At 72.0% G+C, this 20,566-nt stretch carries 12 protein-coding genes; 8 read left to right on the forward strand and 4 right to left on the reverse strand.

Annotation, left to right across the window (positions count from 1 at the left end):
* Positions 1 to 2,352: a 2Fe-2S iron-sulfur cluster-binding protein gene (locus ACFWXQ_RS28435; RefSeq protein WP_383941839.1), complete on the reverse strand. Its 2,352-nt coding sequence runs from the start codon at positions 2,350 to 2,352 to the stop codon at positions 1 to 3.
* Positions 2,353 to 2,419: 67 nt separating this feature from the next.
* Here ACFWXQ_RS28435 and ACFWXQ_RS28440 point away from each other — a divergent pair, with 67 nt between their 5' ends.
* Positions 2,420 to 3,040 carry a TetR/AcrR family transcriptional regulator gene (locus tag ACFWXQ_RS28440; RefSeq protein WP_383941842.1) on the forward strand — a complete coding sequence of 207 codons (621 nt, stop codon included), beginning with the start codon at positions 2,420 to 2,422 and terminating at the stop codon, positions 3,038 to 3,040.
* Between the two features lie 28 nt (positions 3,041 to 3,068).
* On the opposite strand, the gene ACFWXQ_RS28445 is transcribed toward ACFWXQ_RS28440, so the two are convergent.
* Positions 3,069 to 3,743, reverse strand: a complete 675-nt coding sequence (locus tag ACFWXQ_RS28445; RefSeq protein ID WP_383941845.1) for a Type 1 glutamine amidotransferase-like domain-containing protein — start codon at positions 3,741 to 3,743, stop codon at positions 3,069 to 3,071.
* A gap of 208 nt (positions 3,744 to 3,951) precedes the next feature.
* Positions 3,952 to 4,677 carry a FadR/GntR family transcriptional regulator gene (locus ACFWXQ_RS28450; RefSeq protein ID WP_383941848.1) on the reverse strand — a complete coding sequence of 242 codons (726 nt, stop codon included), beginning with the start codon at positions 4,675 to 4,677 and terminating at the stop codon, positions 3,952 to 3,954.
* 261 nt (positions 4,678 to 4,938) lie between these two features.
* Between ACFWXQ_RS28450 and ACFWXQ_RS28455 the strand changes: the two genes are divergently transcribed.
* From ACFWXQ_RS28455 to ACFWXQ_RS28465, 3 genes are all read left to right on the forward strand, one after another.
* Complete coding sequence (locus tag ACFWXQ_RS28455) at positions 4,939 to 6,321, forward strand: SLC13 family permease (RefSeq protein ID WP_383941851.1); 1,383 nt, start codon at positions 4,939 to 4,941, stop codon at positions 6,319 to 6,321.
* A 117-nt stretch (positions 6,322 to 6,438) separates the two neighbouring features.
* Positions 6,439 to 8,013, forward strand: coding sequence for an acyl-CoA synthetase (locus ACFWXQ_RS28460; protein WP_383941854.1), 1,575 nt, complete (start codon positions 6,439 to 6,441; stop codon positions 8,011 to 8,013).
* Complete coding sequence (locus ACFWXQ_RS28465; protein WP_383941857.1) at positions 8,006 to 9,418, forward strand: carboxyl transferase domain-containing protein; 1,413 nt, start codon at positions 8,006 to 8,008, stop codon at positions 9,416 to 9,418. Before ACFWXQ_RS28460 ends, ACFWXQ_RS28465 begins: the two co-directional genes overlap by 8 nt.
* An 85-nt stretch (positions 9,419 to 9,503) precedes the next feature.
* Here ACFWXQ_RS28465 and ACFWXQ_RS28470 read toward each other — a convergent pair whose 3' ends face one another.
* Complete coding sequence (locus ACFWXQ_RS28470) at positions 9,504 to 13,157, reverse strand: S8 family serine peptidase (RefSeq protein WP_383941859.1); 3,654 nt, start codon at positions 13,155 to 13,157, stop codon at positions 9,504 to 9,506.
* Between the two features lie 253 nt (positions 13,158 to 13,410).
* Between ACFWXQ_RS28470 and ACFWXQ_RS28475 the strand changes: the two genes are divergently transcribed.
* The 4 genes from ACFWXQ_RS28475 (at position 13,411) to ACFWXQ_RS28490 (ending at position 20,482) form a co-directional block, all read left to right on the forward strand.
* Complete coding sequence (locus ACFWXQ_RS28475) at positions 13,411 to 13,761, forward strand: CU044_2847 family protein (protein WP_383941863.1); 351 nt, start codon at positions 13,411 to 13,413, stop codon at positions 13,759 to 13,761.
* Positions 13,758 to 15,587 (forward strand): trypsin-like peptidase domain-containing protein, encoded by a 1,830-nt coding sequence (locus ACFWXQ_RS28480; protein WP_383941866.1) that lies wholly within the window; start codon positions 13,758 to 13,760, stop codon positions 15,585 to 15,587. The genes ACFWXQ_RS28475 and ACFWXQ_RS28480 overlap by 4 nt, the downstream gene beginning before the upstream one ends.
* Before the next feature lie 109 nt (positions 15,588 to 15,696).
* Positions 15,697 to 16,731 carry an AAA family ATPase gene (locus tag ACFWXQ_RS28485; protein WP_383941869.1) on the forward strand — a complete coding sequence of 345 codons (1,035 nt, stop codon included), beginning with the start codon at positions 15,697 to 15,699 and terminating at the stop codon, positions 16,729 to 16,731.
* On the forward strand, positions 16,721 to 20,482 hold the full coding sequence (locus tag ACFWXQ_RS28490) for an SAV_2336 N-terminal domain-related protein (protein WP_383941872.1): 3,762 nt from the start codon (positions 16,721 to 16,723) through the stop codon (positions 20,480 to 20,482). The genes ACFWXQ_RS28485 and ACFWXQ_RS28490 overlap by 11 nt, the downstream gene beginning before the upstream one ends.
* Positions 20,483 to 20,566 lie beyond the last annotated feature (84 nt).

The following is a 20,566-nucleotide window of genomic DNA, read 5'->3' on the forward strand; positions in this document are numbered from 1 at the left end:
TCACTGGTCCGCGATGTCGAGGGTGACCTTCGACAGCGGACAGCCCACGCAGGTCAGTACGTAGCCGTCGGCCTTCTGCGCCGGCGTGAGGCAGTTCGGCTCGTTCTGCGTGACCTCTCCGCCGCGCAGCCGCACCATGCAGTCACCGCAGTTCCCGACCGTGCAGGAGTACGGCATCGGCAGCCCCGCGGCCAGTCCCGCGTCGAGCAGTGTCTGGCCGGGCTCGACCACGACCGTGCCGACGGGGTGCCCGTCGTCCTCGACGGTCATCCGCTGCGGCACCGTCGCCGCGGTCCCGGCGTCCGCTCCGCTGGTGTAGTGCTCCTGGTGCACCAGTTCGTCCGGGACCCCGAGCCCGGTCAACACGCCCTGGACGGCGTCCATCAACGGCCCGGGACCGCAGGTGTAGTAGTGGGCGCCCGAGGCCGGGGAGAGGCCGGTGATCCATCGCCGTACGCCGTCCGCGTCGAGCCTGCCGTCCCGGCTGGTCAGGACGTGGGTGATCGACAGCCGGTCGGGATGGTCCTTCGCCAGCCGGGTCAGCTCGTCGGCGAAGATGACCTCTTCCGCGCTGCGGCTGCTGTAGAGGAGCGCGATCCGGTCGCGGCCCTGCCGGACGGCGAGCCGGGTGCGGATCATGCTCATCATCGGCGTCACACCGCTGCCCGCCGCGACGAGCACTAGCTCGTCGGGGGCACTGGGGGCGCCTGTGGCAGCCGTGGCGTCCGGGGCGTCCGGGGACTGCGGCTCGGCGTGGAAGGACCCCGACGGGCCGCGCACCGCGAGGCAGTCCCCGGCGCGCAGACTCCGGTGCACGTGGGTGGAGAACCGGCCGCCCTCGACGTGCTTGACGGTGACCTCCAGCCGGGCCGAACCGGGCGCCGACGAGGCCGAATAGGCCCGCCGCACCGGGCGGCCGTCGATGTCGGCGACCAGCGTGAAGAACTGGCCGGGCCGGAAGTCGAACGAGCCCGGGCTCGCGCCGGCACCCTCCGGAACATGGTCCTCCGGAACAAGGTCCTCCAGTACGAGGGTGACCGCGCTCGGTGTCTCCCTGCGCACCTCGGCGATGCGCACCTCCCGCAGCGGGTTACCCCTCCCTCCATCGTCCGTCCCGCCGTCGTCGGCAGGGCGTCGGCGCAGGAGGCCGCGGCGCCGCCCGCCCGCGCCGGGCCCGATGTCCTCATTGAGGTCCTCCTTGACGACCTCGTAGCCCTCCTTCCGCAGCCCGGAACGGTAGGCACGGTTCATCACCAGCCGCAGCAAGCGGGCCATCCCCGGGATCGCCCCAACTGCCTTCAACAGGAACGCGGGTGGACCGCCCTCGGCGGCGGCCGAACCGGCGGCGAGGTGTTCCCCCGCCAGCGCCATCAGGTCCGGCACCGTGCCGCGGTCCACGTGCGCGCCGGGGGTCCACAGTCGCGAGCGCGCCACGGCGTCGTTGCCGGTCACCTCGGCGTGCTCGACGTCGATGAGCAGCGCCAGGTGCGGGGACATCCCGCGCAGCGCCATCGTCTCCAGCAGCGCGGGATCGTCGGTGATCGCGCCACGGCCGCGGACATGCAGCACACCGCTGCGCCCCGGAACGAGCGCGGCGAACGAGAGCCGGTCGTCCCGCAGCAGGTTGTGGAGCGTGTCGGCGCGCTTGTTGCCCTTCCGGTCCGGGATGACGAGTGTGTGGCCGTCCAGGATCCGCGCCACCGCCTGCCGGTCCCCGCGCGGACTCGTGTCGCTGCCGCCGGACAAGTCCCAGGTGGACAGGGCGAGGAAGGGCGCCGCGGCGAGGAACTCGGCGACGCCGGGCCCGCGCAGGGGCCCGTCACCCGCGAACTCGGCGACCGACTCGGCCGGAGCGACCGGTCCGGCCAGTCCGGCCAGGGCGGGCGGCTGCCACAGGCGGGACCGCAGAACGGCCTGCGCGCAGTGCACGTACGCCTCCGCGATGTCGACCGTCGTCTCCGCGCCCTCCCGTGCCGCCACCGAACCGTTGACGCGCAGGATCTCCCCGACGCCCGGCAGGAGGAAGAAGAACGAGACCGCCCCGTGCGGATCGCCCGGCTCGGGCAGGGAGAACGAGATCCGCGTGGGCGAGTGGACGCGTACGAACCCTGGCGCGCCGCCGATGAAGGTCGTTCTGTTGGTGCCGTCGGCGTCCCGGTAGCCGAAGGCCGCGATCGGACACCCGGCGAGGACGGTCCGGCAGCCCTCGTCGAGAGCGCTGATCTGCTTGAGCATGACCGCCGACGCCGGGCGGCCGACGGTCGACTCGACCTCGTCCACCGTCGTCAGTCGGCGCAGGGCGCTCAGCCGGTTCTCCCGCACATCGGACGTGGCCTTGTTTTCGCAGGTCATGGCACTATTGTGAGCAATGGCTCAGCTCTTTGGCTACTCGCTTTTCGCGCCTTGAGGAGGACCCCGGATGTCGTCGGCCGACCGCCGTCTTCAGCCACGTCGCAAGCCCAGCCAGGTGCGCGCGGAGCTCACCCGCGACCGCATCCTCACCGCCGCTGCTCACGTTTTCGCCGAGCACGGCTACGCCGCCGGCACCACCAACCGCATCGCCGAACGCGCCCGCGTATCCATCGGCTCGCTGTACCAGTACTTCCCGAACAAGGACGCCATCCTCGCCGAGCTGCTGGTGCGGCACATCGACCGTGGCACGTGGGCGCAGGCCGAGGAGCTCGATCTGTCCGCCGGGAGCCTGGAGGCGACGGTGCGGGCGCTGGTCCGCGACGCGATCGACAACCACCGCGACGATCCACAGCTGCTGCGGATCATGATCGAGGAGGCGTCGTTCTCGCAGGAGGTGCTCGACACGATCGACCGGCACGGAAAGAAACGCGTCGGTCAGGTGCGCGATCTCCTCGCCCGGCACCCGGACGTCCACGTGCGGGACCTCGACACAGCGGCCGAACTGATCGTGACCACGGTGGAGATGAACACGCACATGCTCATGGCCGGCCCGCGGACCATCCCGGTCGAGACGTTCGAGAACGAGCTGGTGGCCATGGTCACCCGCTATCTGCGCGGCGATCAGTAGCGATGCGGGCGCGCAACACGACGCAACGCTAGGAAACGCCCGGCAGCCGGCGCGGCTCGACGCGTTCCTCGACGGCCGTGTCGCCGTCGCGGGTCACGATGTACGCACCCTTGCCGGGCACTTCGGTGACCGCCTCGACCAGTTCGGTGCCGCGGTAGACCAGACCCACTCCGTCGTCGGTGCAGTGGGTGGTGGGGAGGGTGCCGTCCGCGACGAGTTCATGGACCAGGGGGCGCCGGCCGGCGTCGGTGTCGTAGTGGACGCCGTTGCCGTACGGGAGAAAGCCCAACGCGTCGGTGATCGGGCGGAGTTCGGGGCCGAAGGAGTCCGTGGTGCCGCCCCGGAACCAGCAGATCGAGCCCGCGCTGACCCCGCTGAGGACGACGCCCGAGCGCCAGGCCCGGCGGAGGATGTCGTCGAGGCCGTGCACCCGCCAGACCGCGAGGAGGTTCGCCACCGAGCCGCCCATGACCCAGACGACGTCCTGGTCGAGGACGGTGCCCTCGATGTCGTCGAGGTTCGGCATCGGGAAGAGGTGGAGGGGCGTGAGGTCGAAGCCCGCCACGCGTGCGGCCTCGGTCATCCGGGCCGTGAAGTGTTCCGCGTCGCCTATGGCCGTACCGACGTACAGGACGCGGGGGCGGCGGCCGTGGGCGCCCGAGAGCTCGACCGCGTGATGCACAAGGGAGTTGAACGTGACCATGGTCCGACCGCCCCCTGCACGGTGGCCGCCGGAGGTGGCGAGGATCGTGGGCTCTCGCCCGTTCACAGGGGATGCAGAGGTTGCGGGGGTTGCGGGGGTTGCGGGCGAATCATGGGATGCCGGGGAAGCATGGGGCGTGGTGCCGGACGCGGTCATGACACCGGATCCTAACCACGGCCGCCGGAACACCCGTTCGCCGCTACGGCCGTCAGGTGCTGCCCTGTTCCTCGTTCTCCTCCGGGTCCCAGTCCAGCAGTCGTACCCTCGCCACCGTCTGTACGTGCCGGCGCATCGCGGCGGCCGCCCGGCCCGGCTGCCGGGCGACGATCGCGTCGAAGATCGCGCGGTGCTGGGTGAGGGAACGGGTGGGGCGGCTCGGCTGGCGCAGCGACTCGTGGCGGCTCTCGGTGATCTGGTCGGCGATGGAGCGCATGAACTCGGCGAGGATTCCGCTGTGTGCGGCGGCCGTGACCGCCGCGTGGAAGAGCCGGTCGCCCTCGATTCCGTGGCCGCCCGCCTGGATCTCGTCCCGCATGTGGACGAGGGCGGAGTCCATGGCGGAGACGTCCTCGTCGGTGCGGCGCTCGGCGGCCAGCTCGGCGAGCTTGGTCTCCAGGGCCTCGCGGGCGTCGAGCACGTCGGGCAACCGGCGGCGCCGCTCGACGAGTTGCTCCACCGGTTCGGCGTCGAGGGTGTCGCGGACCAGGTAGGTCCCGCCGCCGTGGCGGACCTCGACCAGGCCCTGCACCTCCAGGACCACGATGGCCTGCTTCACCGAGGCGCGGCTGACGCCGAGGCGGGCCGCCAGGTCGCGCTCGGGCGGGAGGCGGTCGCCGGCACCGAGACCGCCCTCGGCCGCGTAACTGCGCAACCGGTCGAGGACCTGCTCGTACAGGCGCGGCTTGGCCGTCATCGGGCGCAGTGCGTCGGTCATGCCCGTCCCCCTTGTCCCCTCTTGCGGGTGGTTCGTCCCCCTGCGGGCGCAGCGTAACACCGGGGGTGACCGGCTCAGCGACCCTGTGGGCAAGTGGCCCAGTGGATGAGTGGCTGAGCCAATTTACGTCACATCTCTTGACGCTCTACACGAGCACCACCCAATGTGGTTCAGCCACTTGGCCAATCCAATCCCCACCTTGGCCAACCAGCCGCTCTGCTCGCCACCCGCTCGACAAGGGACCCAAAGACGGGAGCCCGTATGTCCGCCGAACTGATCTCGATCCTTGTGCTCGTCGTGGTGTTCGTGATCGCCACCACCCGCTCCATCAACATGGGCGCCCTCGCCTTCGCCGCCGCCTTCGGAGTCGGCGAGCTCGTCGCGGACTTCGACACCGACACGATCTTCGCCGGTTTCCCCGGCGACCTCTTCGTCGTACTCGTCGGCGTGACCTATCTGTTCGCGATCGCCCGCGCCAACGGCACCACCGACTGGCTGGTGCACGCCTCGATCCGGCTCGTGCGCGGGCGGGTCGTACTGATCCCGTGGGTGATGTTCGTGCTGACGGGCGCGCTCACCGCGATCGGCGCGGTCAGTCCGGCCGCCGTCGCCATCGTGGCGCCGATCGCGCTGAGTTTCGCCGCCCGCTACCACATCAGCCCGCTGCTGATGGGCGCGATGGTGGTGCACGGCGCGCAGGGCGGCGGCTTCTCCCCGATCAGCATCTACGGGACGATCGTCAACGGCATCGTCGAACGCGAGAAGCTGCCCGGCAACGAGATCGCCCTGTTCCTCGCCTCGCTCGTCGTCAACCTCGTGATCGCGGCCGTGGTGTTCGTCCTGTTCGGCGGGCTGAAGCTGCGCAACGAGGACACGGTCGCGGAGACGGCCCCGGTCTCGGCGTCGGCCTCGTCCTCCTCGGTCTCGGCCGGCGCGGGCGCGGACACGAAGAGCGCGCCCGCGGGCCGCGAAGTCGACCTTGAAAAGGACCGTACGGAGAACCGCACGGAGGACCGTTCGGAGGAGCCCGAGGACGACAGCACGCGGCTCAACCCCGCCCGCATGGCCACCCTCGCCGCTCTCGTCGCCCTGGTCGTCGCCGTGCTCGCCTTCGACCTGGACGCCGGTCTCACCTCGATCACCCTCGCCGTCCTGCTCAGCACCTGCTGGCCGGAGGACAGCCGCAACGCCGTCAGCCAGATCGCGTGGCCGACGGTCCTGCTGATCTGCGGTGTGCTGACGTACGTCGGCGTCCTGGACGAGATGGGCACGATCGACTGGGCCGGCGAGGGCGTCAGCGACATCGGCGTCCCGCTGCTGTCCGCCGTACTCCTCTGCTACATCGGCGCGCTGGTCTCCGCGTTCGCCTCGTCCGTCGGCATCATGGGAGCGCTGATCCCGCTCGCGGTGCCGTTCCTGGCCCAGGGCGAGATCGGGGCGGTCGGCATGGTGGCGGCGCTCGCAGTGTCGGCGACGGTGGTGGACGTGAGCCCGTTCTCGACGAACGGCGCGCTGGTGCTCGCGGCGGCACCCGGCGTCGACCGGGAGCGTTTCTTCCGGCAGTTGATGATGTACGGAGGGATCGTGGTGGCCGTGGTCCCCGCCGTGGTGTGGCTCGCGCTGGTGGTCCCCGACTGGGGATGACACCGGCCGGGCCGTGCGTTCCGACGGGCGGCCTCCGACGGGCCACTGTCGACAGGCCACTGCCGACGGGCCGCTGCCGACGGGCGGCCTTCGACGAACGACTAAGGAGTACGACACGTGCCCCCTCTCTCCCCGGCTCTCTCCCAGGCTCTCCCCCCGGACCTCTTCCCGGCCCTGACCGAGGCCCGGGCGGACCCGGACGGCCCCGGCGCGCACCGGCCCGCCCTGCGCTTCGGCGACCGCACGCTGACCTACGGCGAGCTCGCGGCAACCGCCTCCCCCCTCGCCGCCCGCGTCGCGGAGGCGGGCCGGATCGCCGTCTGGGCCACCCCCACCCTGGAGACCGCCGTCGCCGTGGTCGCCGCGCTGCTGGCCGGCGTCCCCGCCGTACCGCTCAATCCGAAGTCGGGCGAGAGCGAGCTGGGGCACATCGTGTCGGACAGCTCCCCAACCCTGGTGCTCGCGGCGGCAGGCACCCAACTCCCGCCCACACTCGCCGCGTTGGAACGCGTCGACGTGAACGTGGAGGTGGATGCGGACATCGACGTACGCGGCACAGGGGCGGCGTCTCCCACCACCGGCACCCCCGCCACCGGCACCCCCACCACCGCCGCACCCCCCGGCCTCACCCCCGAATCCCCCGCCCTCGTCGTCTACACCTCCGGCACCACCGGCCCCCCGAAGGGCGCGGTCATCCCCCGCCGGGCCATCGCCACCACCCTCGACGCCCTCGCGGACGCCTGGCAGTGGACCGGTGACGACGTCCTCGTGCACGGTCTCCCCCTCTTCCACGTGCACGGCCTGATCCTGGGCATCCTCGGCCCGCTGCGCCGCGGCGGATCCGTACGGCATCTTGGTCGCTTCGAAACGGCGGGCGTGACAAGGGAGTTGAGCGTGGGCGCCACCATGCTGTTCGGGGTGCCGACGATGTACCACCGGATCGCGGAGACCCTGCCCGACGACCCCGCGCTCGCGAAGGCCCTGGCCAGGGCGCGGCTGCTCGTGTCGGGGTCGGCGGCCCTGCCCGTGCACGACCACGAGCGGATCGCGCAGGCGACCGGGCGCCGGGTCATCGAGCGGTACGGGATGACGGAGACCCTGATGAACACCAGCGTCCGCGCCGACGGCGAGCCGCGCGCGGGCACGGTCGGCGTCCCGCTGCCGGGCGTCGAACTGCGGCTGACGGAGGAGGACGGGACGACGGCCGTCGAGGCGTACGACGGGGAGACCGTCGGCGAGATCCAGGTCCGCGGGCCGAACCTCTTCACCGAGTATCTGAACCGCCCCGAGGCGACCGCGGCGGCCTTCACCGAGGACGGCTGGTTCCGCACCGGTGACATGGCGGTGCGCGACCCCGACGGATACGTACGCATCGTCGGCCGGAAGGCCACCGACCTGATCAAGAGCGGCGGTTACAAGATCGGGGCGGGCGAGATCGAGAACGCGCTGCTGGAGCACCCGGGCGTGCGGGAGGCCGCGGTCACCGGTGAACCGGACGCCGACCTTGGTGAGCGGATCGTGGCCTGGATCGTGCCTGCGGATCCCCAATCACCGCCCTCCGTCGACGAGTTGGCGGACCATGTGGCCCGCCGCCTCGCGCCCCACAAGCGGCCCCGCGTCGTCCACCACCTCGACGCCCTGCCCCGCAACGACATGGGCAAGATCATGAAGCGTGCGCTGACCCATGACTGAGTCCGTGCCGCGGTACACGGCCCGCGAGGCGATCGACCTGGTCACGTCCGGGTTCACCGAACTGACCGAGCCCGTAAGCCCCGTAGTCCCCGTAAGCCCTCCAAGCCCGCCGAGCCCGCCGAGCCCCGCAACGAAGTACGGTCCGGACGGCCCCCTGTCCTGGCAGGGTTACGACGCCTCGCGCGCCCGCGCCGCCGCCCGCACGGGTGAGGAGGAGTCGGTCGTCTGCGGCACGGCGACCGTCGGCGGGACGGCGACCGTGCTCATCTCCTTCGAGTTCGGCTTCCTCGGCGGATCGCTGGGCGAGCGTACGGGTGACCGGCTGGAGGCGGCCCACGCGCATGCGCGCGAGCACCGGCTCCCGGTCGCCTCCCTCGTCGCCACGGGCGGCAGCCGTATGCAGGAGGGCATGCGCGCGCTGGTCCAACTCCAGCGCGTGGCACGGCAGTCGACGCTCACCCGCGAGGCCGGGCTGCCGCAGATCGCGGTCCTGCGCGACCCCACGACCGGTGGCGGCTGGGCCACCCTGGGCGCGGGCGCCGATGTCGTCCTCGCGCTCCCGGGCGCCCAGGTGGGCTTCGCGGGCTCACGCGTACGTCCGCCCGAGGCCGACCCGGCGGCGTACACGGCGGAGGCGCAGCTGGCGGCGGGAGCGGTCGACGCGGTGGTGCCCCCGGCGGAGTTGCCCGAGCTGCTGGGACTGTGGCTGCACCTGCTGAGCCACCCGTCGGCCGAGCCGGTCCCGCCCCCGCCCGCGCTGGCCGACACCGACCTGCCGGCCACCGGCTGGGAAGCGGTGGACAAGGCCCGCTCCTCGCAACGCCCGCGTGCCACCGCCTACTTGGACGCATACCTCGCCCGTCGTGCGGCGATCAGCGGCGACCGCTGCGGCGGCACGGACGACGGGATGCTCTGCGGGTTCGGCGTACTGAAGGACGGCGGCCGTACCGTGGCCTACGCGGCCCAGACGGGTACCGCCACCCGTCCCGCCGGCTACCGCACCGCCGCCCGGCTGATCCGGCTCGCGGACCGACTCCGTATCCCCGTACTGACGTTGGTGGACACCCCGGGTGCCGCCAACGACGCCGAGGCGGAACGGCAGGGCGCGGGCGCGGCGATCGCGGACGCGTTCGGAGCCGTGGCCGCCGCCGGAACGCCCCTCACCACGCTGCTGATCGGTGAGGGCGGCTCGGGCGGCGCGCTGGCCCTCGCCGCACCGGACAACACCTGGGCCACGCCGGACAGTTACTTCTCCGTCATCGCCCCCGAGCTCGCGGCGGCCATCCTCAAACGGCCACCGGAGGAGGTACGCGCCACGGCCGACCAACTCCGCATCCGACCCCAGGACTTGGTGGACCTCGGTGTCGTACGCGGCATCGTGGAGCCCCGGAAGTCGCCTTCCTAGCAGGCCCGTTGGAGGAACGAAGGCACCGCCTCCCGGCCCCAGGGGGAGGCGGCGCCGTCCGCGCCCGTACGGTCCGTGCAGTCCCCTACCGCACGCCCACCGCCCGGACGATCTCCTGCGTCACCGAACCACCCCGGTCGTCGCTCGCCGAGGCCCGCAACGACACGTGCTCCGCCCCGCGCGGCACGGTGACCGTCCCCTTCCAGGCAGCCTCACCGGCTCCGGACAGCCGTACCGTCCGCCACGACTTCCCGTCGTCGTAGGAGACTTCGAGCTTCCCGCCGCCGATGGCCCCCGTGGCGCCGGTGTCGGTCGCGCCCGCCACGTACGAGGAGTGGATCCCCACCGGCAGCCGGCTCCCGCCCCGCACGTTCCCTGCGAGGTCCGTGTCGACGTCGAAGCCGAGGTTGAGCAGCGGCAGTACGGTCCAGCGGTTCTCGGGTGTGGCCGCCGACCGGAACGTCCACTCGGAGTGGCCCTTCGTGGAGAGCTTCCAGCGGTCCGCGTCCAGCGTCGTGTCCGTGACGACCTTGTACGTGTGCTCGTCCGCGGGGGCGTCCGAGACGTAGGCGCCGGAGCTCATCCGCCGGTCGACCAGTTCCCCGTCGAGGTACACCTCGGTGAACTGGGTCATGCCGGTCTCGTCGCTCCACACGTTGCCGAAGCCGGTGTGGTCGGGCCCGGAGTCGCCCCAGCCCGGGGTGTTGAACTGCAGGTGGCCTCCCGCCCGTTGCTGTCCCCAGCCGAGCCCGGTGCCGAGCCACGGATGCCAGACGGGCCGGAACCAGTCGAGGTCCGGATGCGTGCCCCCGCGGTAGCGGACGAGCCCGCTGCGCTCCTCCAGGTCCCCGGCGCCGACATTGACGGACTCGTGCCACAGCTGGCCGGGCCCGGTGGAGACGTACTCGGTGCGCTCGGCCGGGAAGTCGATCCGCTCCTGGAAGCCGATGCCGATGGAGAAGGCGTCGTCGGTGAGCGAGTACCGGAACTCGCTGCCGGACACGGGCTGCACGGCATGGAACCTGGTGTCCAGCACCGCGAGTTGACCGCGCGAGGGCTCGTACGTCAGGTCGCGTGCCGGGATGCTCCCGCGATGCCCTTCCGAAAGGTCGTACGTGTAGGGCGTGTTGCGCGTCCCGTTCGTTTCAACTCTTCCGGCCGCGCGCAGACGTGCCGCGTCGGCCGTGTTGACCGTGGCGATCTGGATCGGCCGGTCGGCGTTGTCGTCGGTGCCGAACCAGGCGTTGAGCCGTCCGGGCACGTCGTCCGTTACGAACAGGGCCTCGGCGCCCGCGTCCTGGGCGGCCTGTGCGATCGCGGCGGGCTCAACACCCTCCCGCATCCGGACGAGAACCGCCTTGCCGCGTACGTCCTTTCCGCCGTACTCCCCGGTGCCGACATCGACGAGCGGCAGTTTGCGGCGCCCCTCGACGAGCGTGCTCCCGGGCTGGGCGACGGCCTCCCCGATCCCCTTCACCTCCAGCATCGGCTTCCCGAGCCGCCACACGGTCCGGTACTCGAAGCTGCCTTCCGTCACCTTCGCCGTGGGTGCCGCGAAGACGCTGTCGTACTTGACCGGCACCTGGACGGCCCCGAACAGGTCCGAGCCGTTCGCCGCGCGGTCGTACTCCATGAGCAGCTGCCGGGTCTCGGTCCGCCGGTCGACACGGGCCGCGACCTCCCTCAACTTCCGCCCGTCCAAGGTGATTTCGCGGTCCCGGTCGAGGTCGATCTCGGGTGCGGCGAGAAACCCGAGCCCGAGCGAGTCGGCGCCACGGCTGCCGCGTACGTCGAGGAAGGTGTTGAGGCTGTACGTGCCGGGCTTCAGCCTCAGTTCCACCGTGCCGGAGTCACCGACCGGGGCCGGGAAGGGGTCGACGCCCTCGGCGAGGCGCTGCACGACGAGGTCGGCGGCGGTCGCGTCCCCGGCGCGGTCCTTGACGTGGACGGTGAGCGTGTACCGCTCCTCCTCCTTGACCAGGCCGAAGGCCGTGTGTGCGACGGTCGTTCCGTCCGCCGTCGAGGCCACGATCTGCCCGCTGGTGTTGCCCACCGGGGCCTTGTCGCCGTCCCCGGTCACGGTCGTGGAAGCCGTCCCGTGCGCGGGCACGGTCAGTGTGGAGTCGGCGAGCGTCGCGACCCCGTCGGGAGCTCCTCGCACGGTGAGAGTCAACTCGACTGCCGTGTCGGAGGAGTTGGTGTAGGTGACGGTCCTGGTGACCGGCTCGTTCGACTCGTAGGGCCAGCGGTGGAAGCCCAGATCGGCGCTTCCCGTGGCGGTGACGTCGGCCTTCACGGCCTTCGGCACGCTCACTCGCCCGGCCCCCAACGCATAGGCGGACGCGTCGAGTTGCTTCGACGTCGACATCAGCGCGTTCTTCAGCTGCGCGCCGGTCCAGTCGGGGTGCCGTTCGGCGAGGAGTGCGGCGACTCCGGCGACATGGGGTGTCGCCATCGACGTACCGCTCATGGCGGTGTAGTCGCCGCTGCCGGGCGCGAGGCCGGAGCGGGCGGCGAGGATGTCGACGCCCGGCGCGGACAGGTCGGGCTTCAGCGCGTTGTCGCCGTACCGCGGGCCCGCGCTGGTGAAGTACGCGGCCTGGTCGGCGGAGTCGACCGCTCCGACGGTCAGCGCGGAGTCGGCGGCACCCGGCGAGCCTATGGAGGACGGGGCGCCGGTGTTGCCCGCGGCGACGACGAAGAGGGCGCCGGTCTCCTTCGAGAGGGTCTCGACCGCCTGGGCCATGGGGTCGGTGCCGTCGCTGGGCTCGGTCGAGCCGAGGCTCATCGAGACGATCTCGGCGCCGACGTCCCGCGCGGCCCACTCCATGCCCGCGATGATCTGCGACTCGCTGCCCGAGCCCTGGTCGCTGAGGACCTTCCCGACGGCGAGGGTGGCGCCGGGCGCGACGCCCTTCTCCTTGCCGTCGGAGGCGGCGCCGCTGCCGCCGACGGTCGAAGTGACGTGTGTGCCATGGCCGTTGCGGTCGGCGACCTCTTCGCCCTCGATGAAACTCCGGGTAGCGGAGACCCGCCCGTCGAGGTCGGGATGGCCGAGGTCCGCCCCCGAGTCCAGCACGGCGACCGTGACGCCCTTTCCGGTCAGCCCCGCCTCCCACGCCTCCGGCGTACCGATCTGGGCATTGCTTTCGGCCATGTCGGCGCGGACCCGCCCGTCGAGCCAGACCTTGTCGATCCCGTCCTGCCGGGTCAGCGCCCGCCAGAACGTCCGCCCCTTGTCGGCGTCGACGGCCGCCCCGTGGACGCTGGGCAGCCCGCGCGTCCTCTCGGCGCCGCGCGGAGTCGCCACCCGCGCGCCCTTCTCGTACGTCACGATCAGCGGCAGCTCACCGGTCTTCTGGTCCGTGAGGCCCTGCCGTATCAACTCGCCGACGTCGAACAGCCGTTGGTCGAGTGTGCCCGCGCGCAGAAAGGGCAGCGCCTCGTCCGGTACGACGGTGACGGCACCGTTGGCCGTCTGCGTGCGGACGGCTCCGGTGGCGCCCCGCGGCCGTTCGACGGCGACCGTCTTCCTGCCGCCGCCGAGGTCGGTGACGGTCACCTTGTCGCCGGTGACGAGGGTGACGGTGCGGGCGGCGGAGGCGGCGCGGGTACGGGCCTCGGTCCCGGTGTCCTGTCCCTCGGCGTCCTGTGCCTCGGCCCCGCCCATGGGCAGCAGGGCGAGCACGAGCCCGGCCGACGCGAGCGCCGCCCCACGTCTCGCGGATCCTCTGGTCATCCGTACCTCTCTCTTCCCGGATTCTTCGCGGGGGTCTTCGCGGATGCTTCTCGGACCGGGTTGTGCCCGGGTGCTGCGAAGAGTCTCGGGGGGCCGGTGTTGCGGCGGTGCCGACGGGACTTGGCGGAAAGCTGCCCTGGCGGTTTTCCGCCAGAGAGCCGGTGAACGACCTGTGGAAACCGCGACAGCGCCAAGCACCGTCCGTGACAATGGGTAGGTCAGCGGTCACGGATGACGGGGGTTCTGCCACAGCATGGACGGTTTAGTGGAGTTCAAGACCGACGACGGTGCCGTGATCGTCGTCGAAGGCGTCGAGGACGAGTCCGGCTCCCGGCTGGTCGCGCGCGCGGACGGCACGGTCCAGGCCGCCCGTACGTTCGAGGGCTCCCTGGAGGGGGTGCGGGCGGCCGCCGAGTCGGCGCTCCGCGTCTTCCGGGACGGCTCGCTCAAGCCCGACACGGTGGAGATCGAGTTCGGGGTCAAACTGACCGCGGAGGCGGGCGCGTTGATCGCCAAGAGCGCGGTCGAGGGCCATCTCGTCGTCAAGCTCTCCTGGTCGCCCGAGCCCGCCCCGGGCTCCCCGGAGGCCACCCCGGTCTCATGAGCAGCGCTTCCTGGCACGCGAGAATCAACTGCGGACGCGACACCGGTGCCGGCTTCCTGGTCACCGAGCGGCACGTCCTGACCTGCGCCCATGTCGTCGCGCACAGCGACACGGCCCCGGTCGCTGTGTCCTTCGCACACGGCGGCGAGGGGCAGGTGCCCGCCCGGGTGATCGCGCACGGCGGCTGGGACGGCCGTGACACCGACCCGGGCGACCTGGCCGTACTCGAACTGGACCGCCCGGTGTCGTTGAAGCCGGCCGAGTTCGCGACACCGTCCGACGCGTACGGGGACCCCCCGCGCAGGCTCCTCGCGTACGGCTTCCCGAAGCGGTACGACGAGGGCACGCTCGCCGAATACCGGGCCACCGCCGACCAGTTGATCGCCGGCGAGTGGGTCCAGCTGGAGGCGTGGGCCGCGCACGGCCAGCCGCTGGCCCCCGGCTTCAGCGGCGCCGCGGTGACCCTCGCCGACACCGGCCGCGTCGTGGGCATGGTCTCCGCCGCCGCCCGCAGCCCCGAGATCCGCAACGGCCGCATGCTCCCCACCCAGATCATGGCCCGCTACTGGCCCCGCCTCGGCGCCCTGATCCCCACCCCGGAGTACGACCAGCCGCAGAAAGAACGGCTACGCCACCTGGTGGAGGCGGCGGAGGGCCTTCAGGGCGCCCCTTCAGGGGCGCGGGGAACTGCGCGACAAGCCCCCACGCACCCGCAGCCGAGCCACAACAGGATCCCCCGCACTCCGGAATGCAGCCCCGAACGGCTGTACCTGGACGCGGTGGGCCCCCTCGGCCCCCCACTCCCCCCACACGGCTTCGGCTCCCTGTGGGCCGCAGCCTGGTACCTCCTCTCAGAGGTACCGGACCCGTCCGCCACCCCCCGCTTCGCAACCCGCCTGGCCGACTTCGTGGACGACGCCCGACTCCGGTCGGCGCTCCGAAGCTGGCCACACCCACAAGCCCGCCGCAGCCCGGCACCCGCAACCGCGACCCGCCCAAGCACCACGGCGCACACCTGGTCGCCGATCCTCGTGGAGATCGCCCCCAGCGGCTCCGGCAACCGGGACTTCCTGGTGGAGGTGTCCGCGTACAACGACCGGCACCGCCGGGTGGTCGGCTCCCGCCGCCTCCCGGTGGACCGCGTACGCCCGTACGCGCTGCAACGGATCGACGAGGCCTACCACGAACTGGAGCCGGGAGCCCGGGAGTTGATCGCCTTCGTGCTGCCGCGCCGCTGGCTCAACGCGGACGTGGCGCGCTGGAAGCGCAGCGCGGACGACGACAGCCCGCTCGGCTCCTTCGCACCGCTCGTCGTGATGGACCTGGAGCGGCGGCGCAGCGGCGGCCTTCAACACAAGCTGAGACAGAAGTGGCGGTCCCTGGACTCGGGGTCGGCGGCCCGGCTGCACCGCATCGACTGCTGGGCCGTCGGCCAGGACCAGGTGAAACTGACCATCGACCTGCGCCGGGACGCCGACATGGTGGGCTTCGGTACGCCGCCCCGCGCGGACGGCGTCAGACGGCTGTTCCAGGCGAGCCTGAACGCGGCCGTGCCGGTGATGCTGTGGCCGCGCTCCGGCTGCCGCGGCGAGCACCTGTGCGGGCGGCCCGCGGACTGCCCGGGCTCGGAGTTCCTGGACCGCCTCGCCGAACACCTCGCGGACCTGCCGCCCCATGAACTCCCGCAGTACGTCCATGAGTTGCGCGAGACGGCGTACGCGTCCGGCGCCGCGGAACCGCACTGGGCGCACGACCTGGCACTGCTCTGGGAGGACCCCGAATGCCTCCCCGACCCCGTCGCCTACGCGCACAACCCCGTTGGCTGAGGAGGCTGCTGGAAATCGGTTGATGAACGGCGGCCCGAGGCCGTCGACTGAAGCACGGAACGCACAACGGAACACGGAACACGGAACACGGAAGAAGTTCGGAGAGACCATGTCCCTGTGGCCCGTCTACACGGGTACGAGCGAACCGCACGACGGCATCGCCGAGCTGCCCGCGCCACCGCCCTGGCGCGCCTTCGACGGCGGCCCGGAGCTGGAGACCCCCGCCGAGGACGACGACGCCTCGGCGACCTCCCCGGACCGTCGGCACCGCGCCCGTACCTATCGCGCCACGGACCGGGCGGTCCAACTCGTCAACGCCGCCCTGTACTTGCGCCGCCCGCTCCTGGTGACGGGCCCGCCGGGCAGCGGCAAGTCGAGCCTCGCGTACGCGGTGGCGAGGGAGTTGCGGCTCGGCCCCGTACTGCGCTGGAACATCACCAGCCGCGCCACGCTCCACGACGGCCTCTACCAGTACGACCCGCTCTCCCGCCTGTACGCGGCAGGACGCGCCGCCGCACGCGAGGTACCGCCGGACGATGAACCCCCCGTCGACGGCGGGCTCCAGGACCATCTGCGCCTGGGCCCGCTCGGCACGTCGCTCCTTCCGTACGGCCGTCCGCGCGCCCTGCTGATCGACGAGATCGACAAGTGCGACCTGGATCTGCCGAACGACCTCCTCAACATCCTGGAGGAGGGCCAGTACGAGATCCCGGAGCTGGTCCGCGCCGCCCGGCACACCCCCTCCGCCGAGGTCATGGTCGACGGCACGGACGAACGGGTGAAGGTCTCACGCGGCCGTGTCCGCTGCCGCGCCTTCCCCTTCGTGGTCCTCACCAGCAACGGCGAACGGGAGTTCCCGCCCGCCTTCCTCCGCCGCTGTGTCCGCCTCGAACTCCACCAGCCCCGCGCCGCCCACCTGGAGAGCATCGTCCGCGCCCACCTCGGCGAACCCGACACGCACGCACGGGAGTTGATCGAGCGCTTCCTGTCTCGGGGCACGGACGGCGAGCTGGCCACGGACCAACTCCTCAACGCCATCTACCTCACGGGCACCGCAGGCATCGACGCGTCGTCGCGCGACGACCTGGCGGAGCAGCTGATGCCGTATCTGAGCCGTACGGGGGACGATTCGGATGCCTTCTGAGGCCGACGCCGGCACCGGTGCCAACCCCACGACCGGCACCGCCCGCCTGGCCGACATCCTCACGAAGGCCGGCAACGGCCAGCCCCCCACCTCAGTAGACCTCGCCGAACTCCTATGGCTGGCAAGCCACATGAGGCCCCCCGAGCCCAACTCCCCAACCACGCCCTCGGCCGCCCCCAACTCGGACACGAGCACGGGCGCGGGCGGGGGCGAGGGCAGGGGCGCTGACGCGGATTCACCCACGGCACTCCCCGCTTTCAGGGGCGCGGGGAACTGCGCGACAAGCCACAACGAACCCGCAGCCGAGCAACAACCGCACCCCACCCACCACCCCCAATTCCCCGACCACCCACACAACAGAGTCCCCCTACACCTACCCGTCACATCAACACAAACAGACGCATCCCAGGCAGCCACCCCGAACACAACCCCGTACACCTCACTCCGGGCCCCCGCCCCACCCATGCTCCCCCACCCCCTGAAACTCCAACGAGCCCTCCGCCCCCTAAAGCGGAGCGCCCCCGCCCCGTTCGGCCAGGAACTGGACGAGGCGGCCACCGCACACCGAATCGCCCGGCTCGGAGCCGCCCCCCAGTGGTGGCTGCCCGTCCTGCGCCCCGCGACCGAACGCTGGCTGACGCTCCACCTCGTGCACGACACCGGCCCGACGATGCCCATCTGGCACCCGCTCGTCCGCGAACTGCACACGGCGCTGGCCCAGTCGGGCATCTTCCGCACGGTGGAGCTGCACCGGCTGGAGACCGACGGCACGGTACGCCGCCCCGGCTCGCAGGAGGCGTACGCGGACGGGCGTACGGTCACGCTGCTGATCAGCGACTGCATGGGCCCGCAGTGGCGGGAAGGACCGGCGGGCAGCCGCTGGTACGCCACACTGCGCCGCTGGTCCGCCAGGATGTCGGTCGCCGTGGTCCAGCCGCTCCCGGAACGCCTGTGGCGCACCACCGCACTGCCCGCCACCACCGCCCGGATCGCCGCGCCGGGGCCCGCGGCGCCCAACTCCGCGTACGACGTGGACTCGTACGCCATGGAGGACCTCCCCCGGAACGTGCTGCCCCTCCCCGTCCTGGAGGCCTCGGCGCCCTGGCTGGCGAACTGGTCGGCGCTGGTGGCAGGCGGGGGCCGACTGCCGGGCGCGGTCGGCCTGTTGGGCGCCGAACCGCCACCCGCGCCGGTCGACGAATGGGGCCGCAGCGACGTCGAACAGCTGTCCCCCGAGGAGCTGTTGCTCCGCTTCCGCTCTCTCGCCTCCCCCGAGGCCTTCCGGCTCGCCGGTCATCTCGCCGTCGGGCGCGCCGAGTTGCCCGTCATGCGCCTGGTCCACGCGGCGATCGAGAGGAACCCGCAGCCGCAGCACCTCGCCGAGGTGATCCTCAGCGGCGCCCTGATCGCGGTCCCGGGTACGGCGGGTTCGTACGTCTTCCGCCCCGGCGTACGCGAACTGCTGAAGCGCACGCTGCCCCGCACGGCTCTCGGCCGCACCTCCGAACTCACCGCGCGGGTGGGCGCGTTGATCGACGCGCGGGCGGGAGTGACGGCCGGCGACTTCCGCGTCGCCGTGCCGGGCCCCGGGGACATCACGGCCACCGGCGAACCGTTCACGTCGGTGACGGAGGAGAGCGTACGGAGAATGGGCGGGGCCCCGCCGAAGTCGGCCTCCGCGGGACTGGTGCTCGGCAGGTACCGGCTCGTACGGAGGCTGGGGCGGGGCAAGCACGTGATGGAGGCCGAGGACATCCGGTCCGGCAGGACGGTCGCCGTGTACCCGCGCTCGATCGGGCCGGAGCGGCATGCGCATTTCCTGAACGCCGCGCGCGTTCTCGCCGGTGTCCGGCATGCCAACGTGATGGACGTCCACGACTTCGGTGTCGAGGACGACATGGCGTATCTGGTCACGGAGTTCGTGGAGGGGGCCACACCCGCCGAGAGCTCACGACTGCCCTTCACGGCGTGCGTGTCCGTGGTGCGGCAGATCGCGCTGGGTCTTACGGCCCTGCATGAGCAGGGTGTCGCACACGGTCGCCTCACACCCCAGAGCCTGTTGATGTCTCCGGACGGCACCGTCAGGATCACGCACTTCGAGCTGGTGCGGGACCGGGAGAACGGCGAGTCGAAGGACCTGGAGGACCTCGGACACCTGCTGGAAAGCCTGGGCACGGAGGAGGCTCCGGAGGAACTCCGGCAGTTCGAGCGGGCGTTCAGGTCGCGGCTCGCCGCGGCCGTCCGTCTTCTGCTCTCTGCGGACACGGACCGGCAGCGTCGCGCGGTCGAGTTCCTCATGGACCCGTCGTTCGGCGCGAGCGCGGCAGCCTTCACCGCGGACCGGTACCGCTACCGCCTGCTCGGCCCGGTGCGGATCGAGCGGGGCGACGACGTCCTCCTCAACCATTCCCCCGAGGAACAGGCAGTGCTGTCCATGCTGCTCCTGCGTCACGGCAGTCCGGTGACACACGTCGAGCTGACCGAGGGGCTGTGGGGGCGGCACTCCCCGGGACGCGCCGGAGGTCTGTCCACCTACTCCTCGGGGCTCCGAAAGATCCTGGGTCCCGGCATTCTCACCACCACCGGGAACGGCTACGCCCTGTACGCCCCGCACCACAGCATCGACGTGAACCGCTGCGAGGAGCTCGTCTCCGAAGCGAAGTCCCGTCGCGAGGACGGTGACCCGACGGCGGCCCGCGACGCCGTCCGACGCGCCCTCGACCTCTGGTACGGCGAACCCCTCGACGGCGTCCCCGGCCCCGCCGCCGAGGCGACCCGCACCCGCCTGCGCGCCCTACGCCTCACCCTCTACGTCACCCGCGCCGAACTCGACCTGGAACTGGGCCACTTCGAGCAAGCGGCCACCGACCTGGCCGACCTGCTCCGCACACACCCCGAACACGAGGACCTCCGCCGCCTGCACCACCTCGCCCTCAGCAACCCGGCCCGCCTCGCGGACGCCGACCGGCCGGCCATCACGGTGGAAGAGCCGCCGGTCCTCCCGCCGGCGACCAAGTCGTTCGCCGCGCCCCCGGAGGCCGCCGCCTCCTTCCTGGTCGGCGTCCCCCACGTACTCATCGGCTTCGACGGCCCCCTCGTACGCCTCTACACGCGGGCCAAGGAGGAGCAGGCCACCCGGGAGCTCGCCGCGGTCCTCGCCGAGCTGCGCCACCCGGACGCCGCGCTGAGCGGGGAGCCGCTGTCGCCGGGGGGCGCGCCCGTGTCGCCCCTGGAGGGGCGTTCGAACCCGCTCGACCTGTTGCGGGCGTTCGCCGGGCACCCCCTGGGAGCCGATCTGCGCCGCCGGCTCAACCGCATCGAAGAGCGGGCCGTCTCGACCGCCACGGCCACCCCGTTCTCCGACTCCCTGATCACCACGCTCAACGCCCTCGGCCGGCGCGTCGCCGTCGTCGCGGACAACGCGCCGAGCGCCGTCTGGATGTATCTGCAGGCCCACGGGCGGCTGACCGGCCTGGTGGGCGGCGGAGTGCACGGCCGCGCCGAGGAGCTGACCCGGCTGATGCCGGACCCCGACTGCCTCCTGCGGGCCCTGGACCAGCTCGGCGCGTCGCCGTCGGACGCCGTACTGGTCGGCTCGTCGGTCGCCGAGCTGACCGCCGCGAACGCCATCGGCCTCCGCTTCCTCGGCTACACCCGCTCCGAGCCGCACAGGCAGCGCCTGCTCCGCGCGGGCTGCGAGCTGACGACGGCCTCCTGGGCGCCCCTGATCCAGGCACTCCCCAACACCTGAGGCCCGCCTCACGAGGCCGCCCCGCAAGACCACCCATCCAGCGGCACCCCACCCGGCCCACCTCAAAAGGCGACACCTCGTCAG

Origin of the sequence: Streptomyces sp. NPDC058697, assembly GCF_042715345.1 — a bacterium.
In the GTDB taxonomy this organism is placed as follows: Bacteria; Actinomycetota; Actinomycetes; order Streptomycetales; family Streptomycetaceae; genus Streptomyces; species Streptomyces liliifuscus.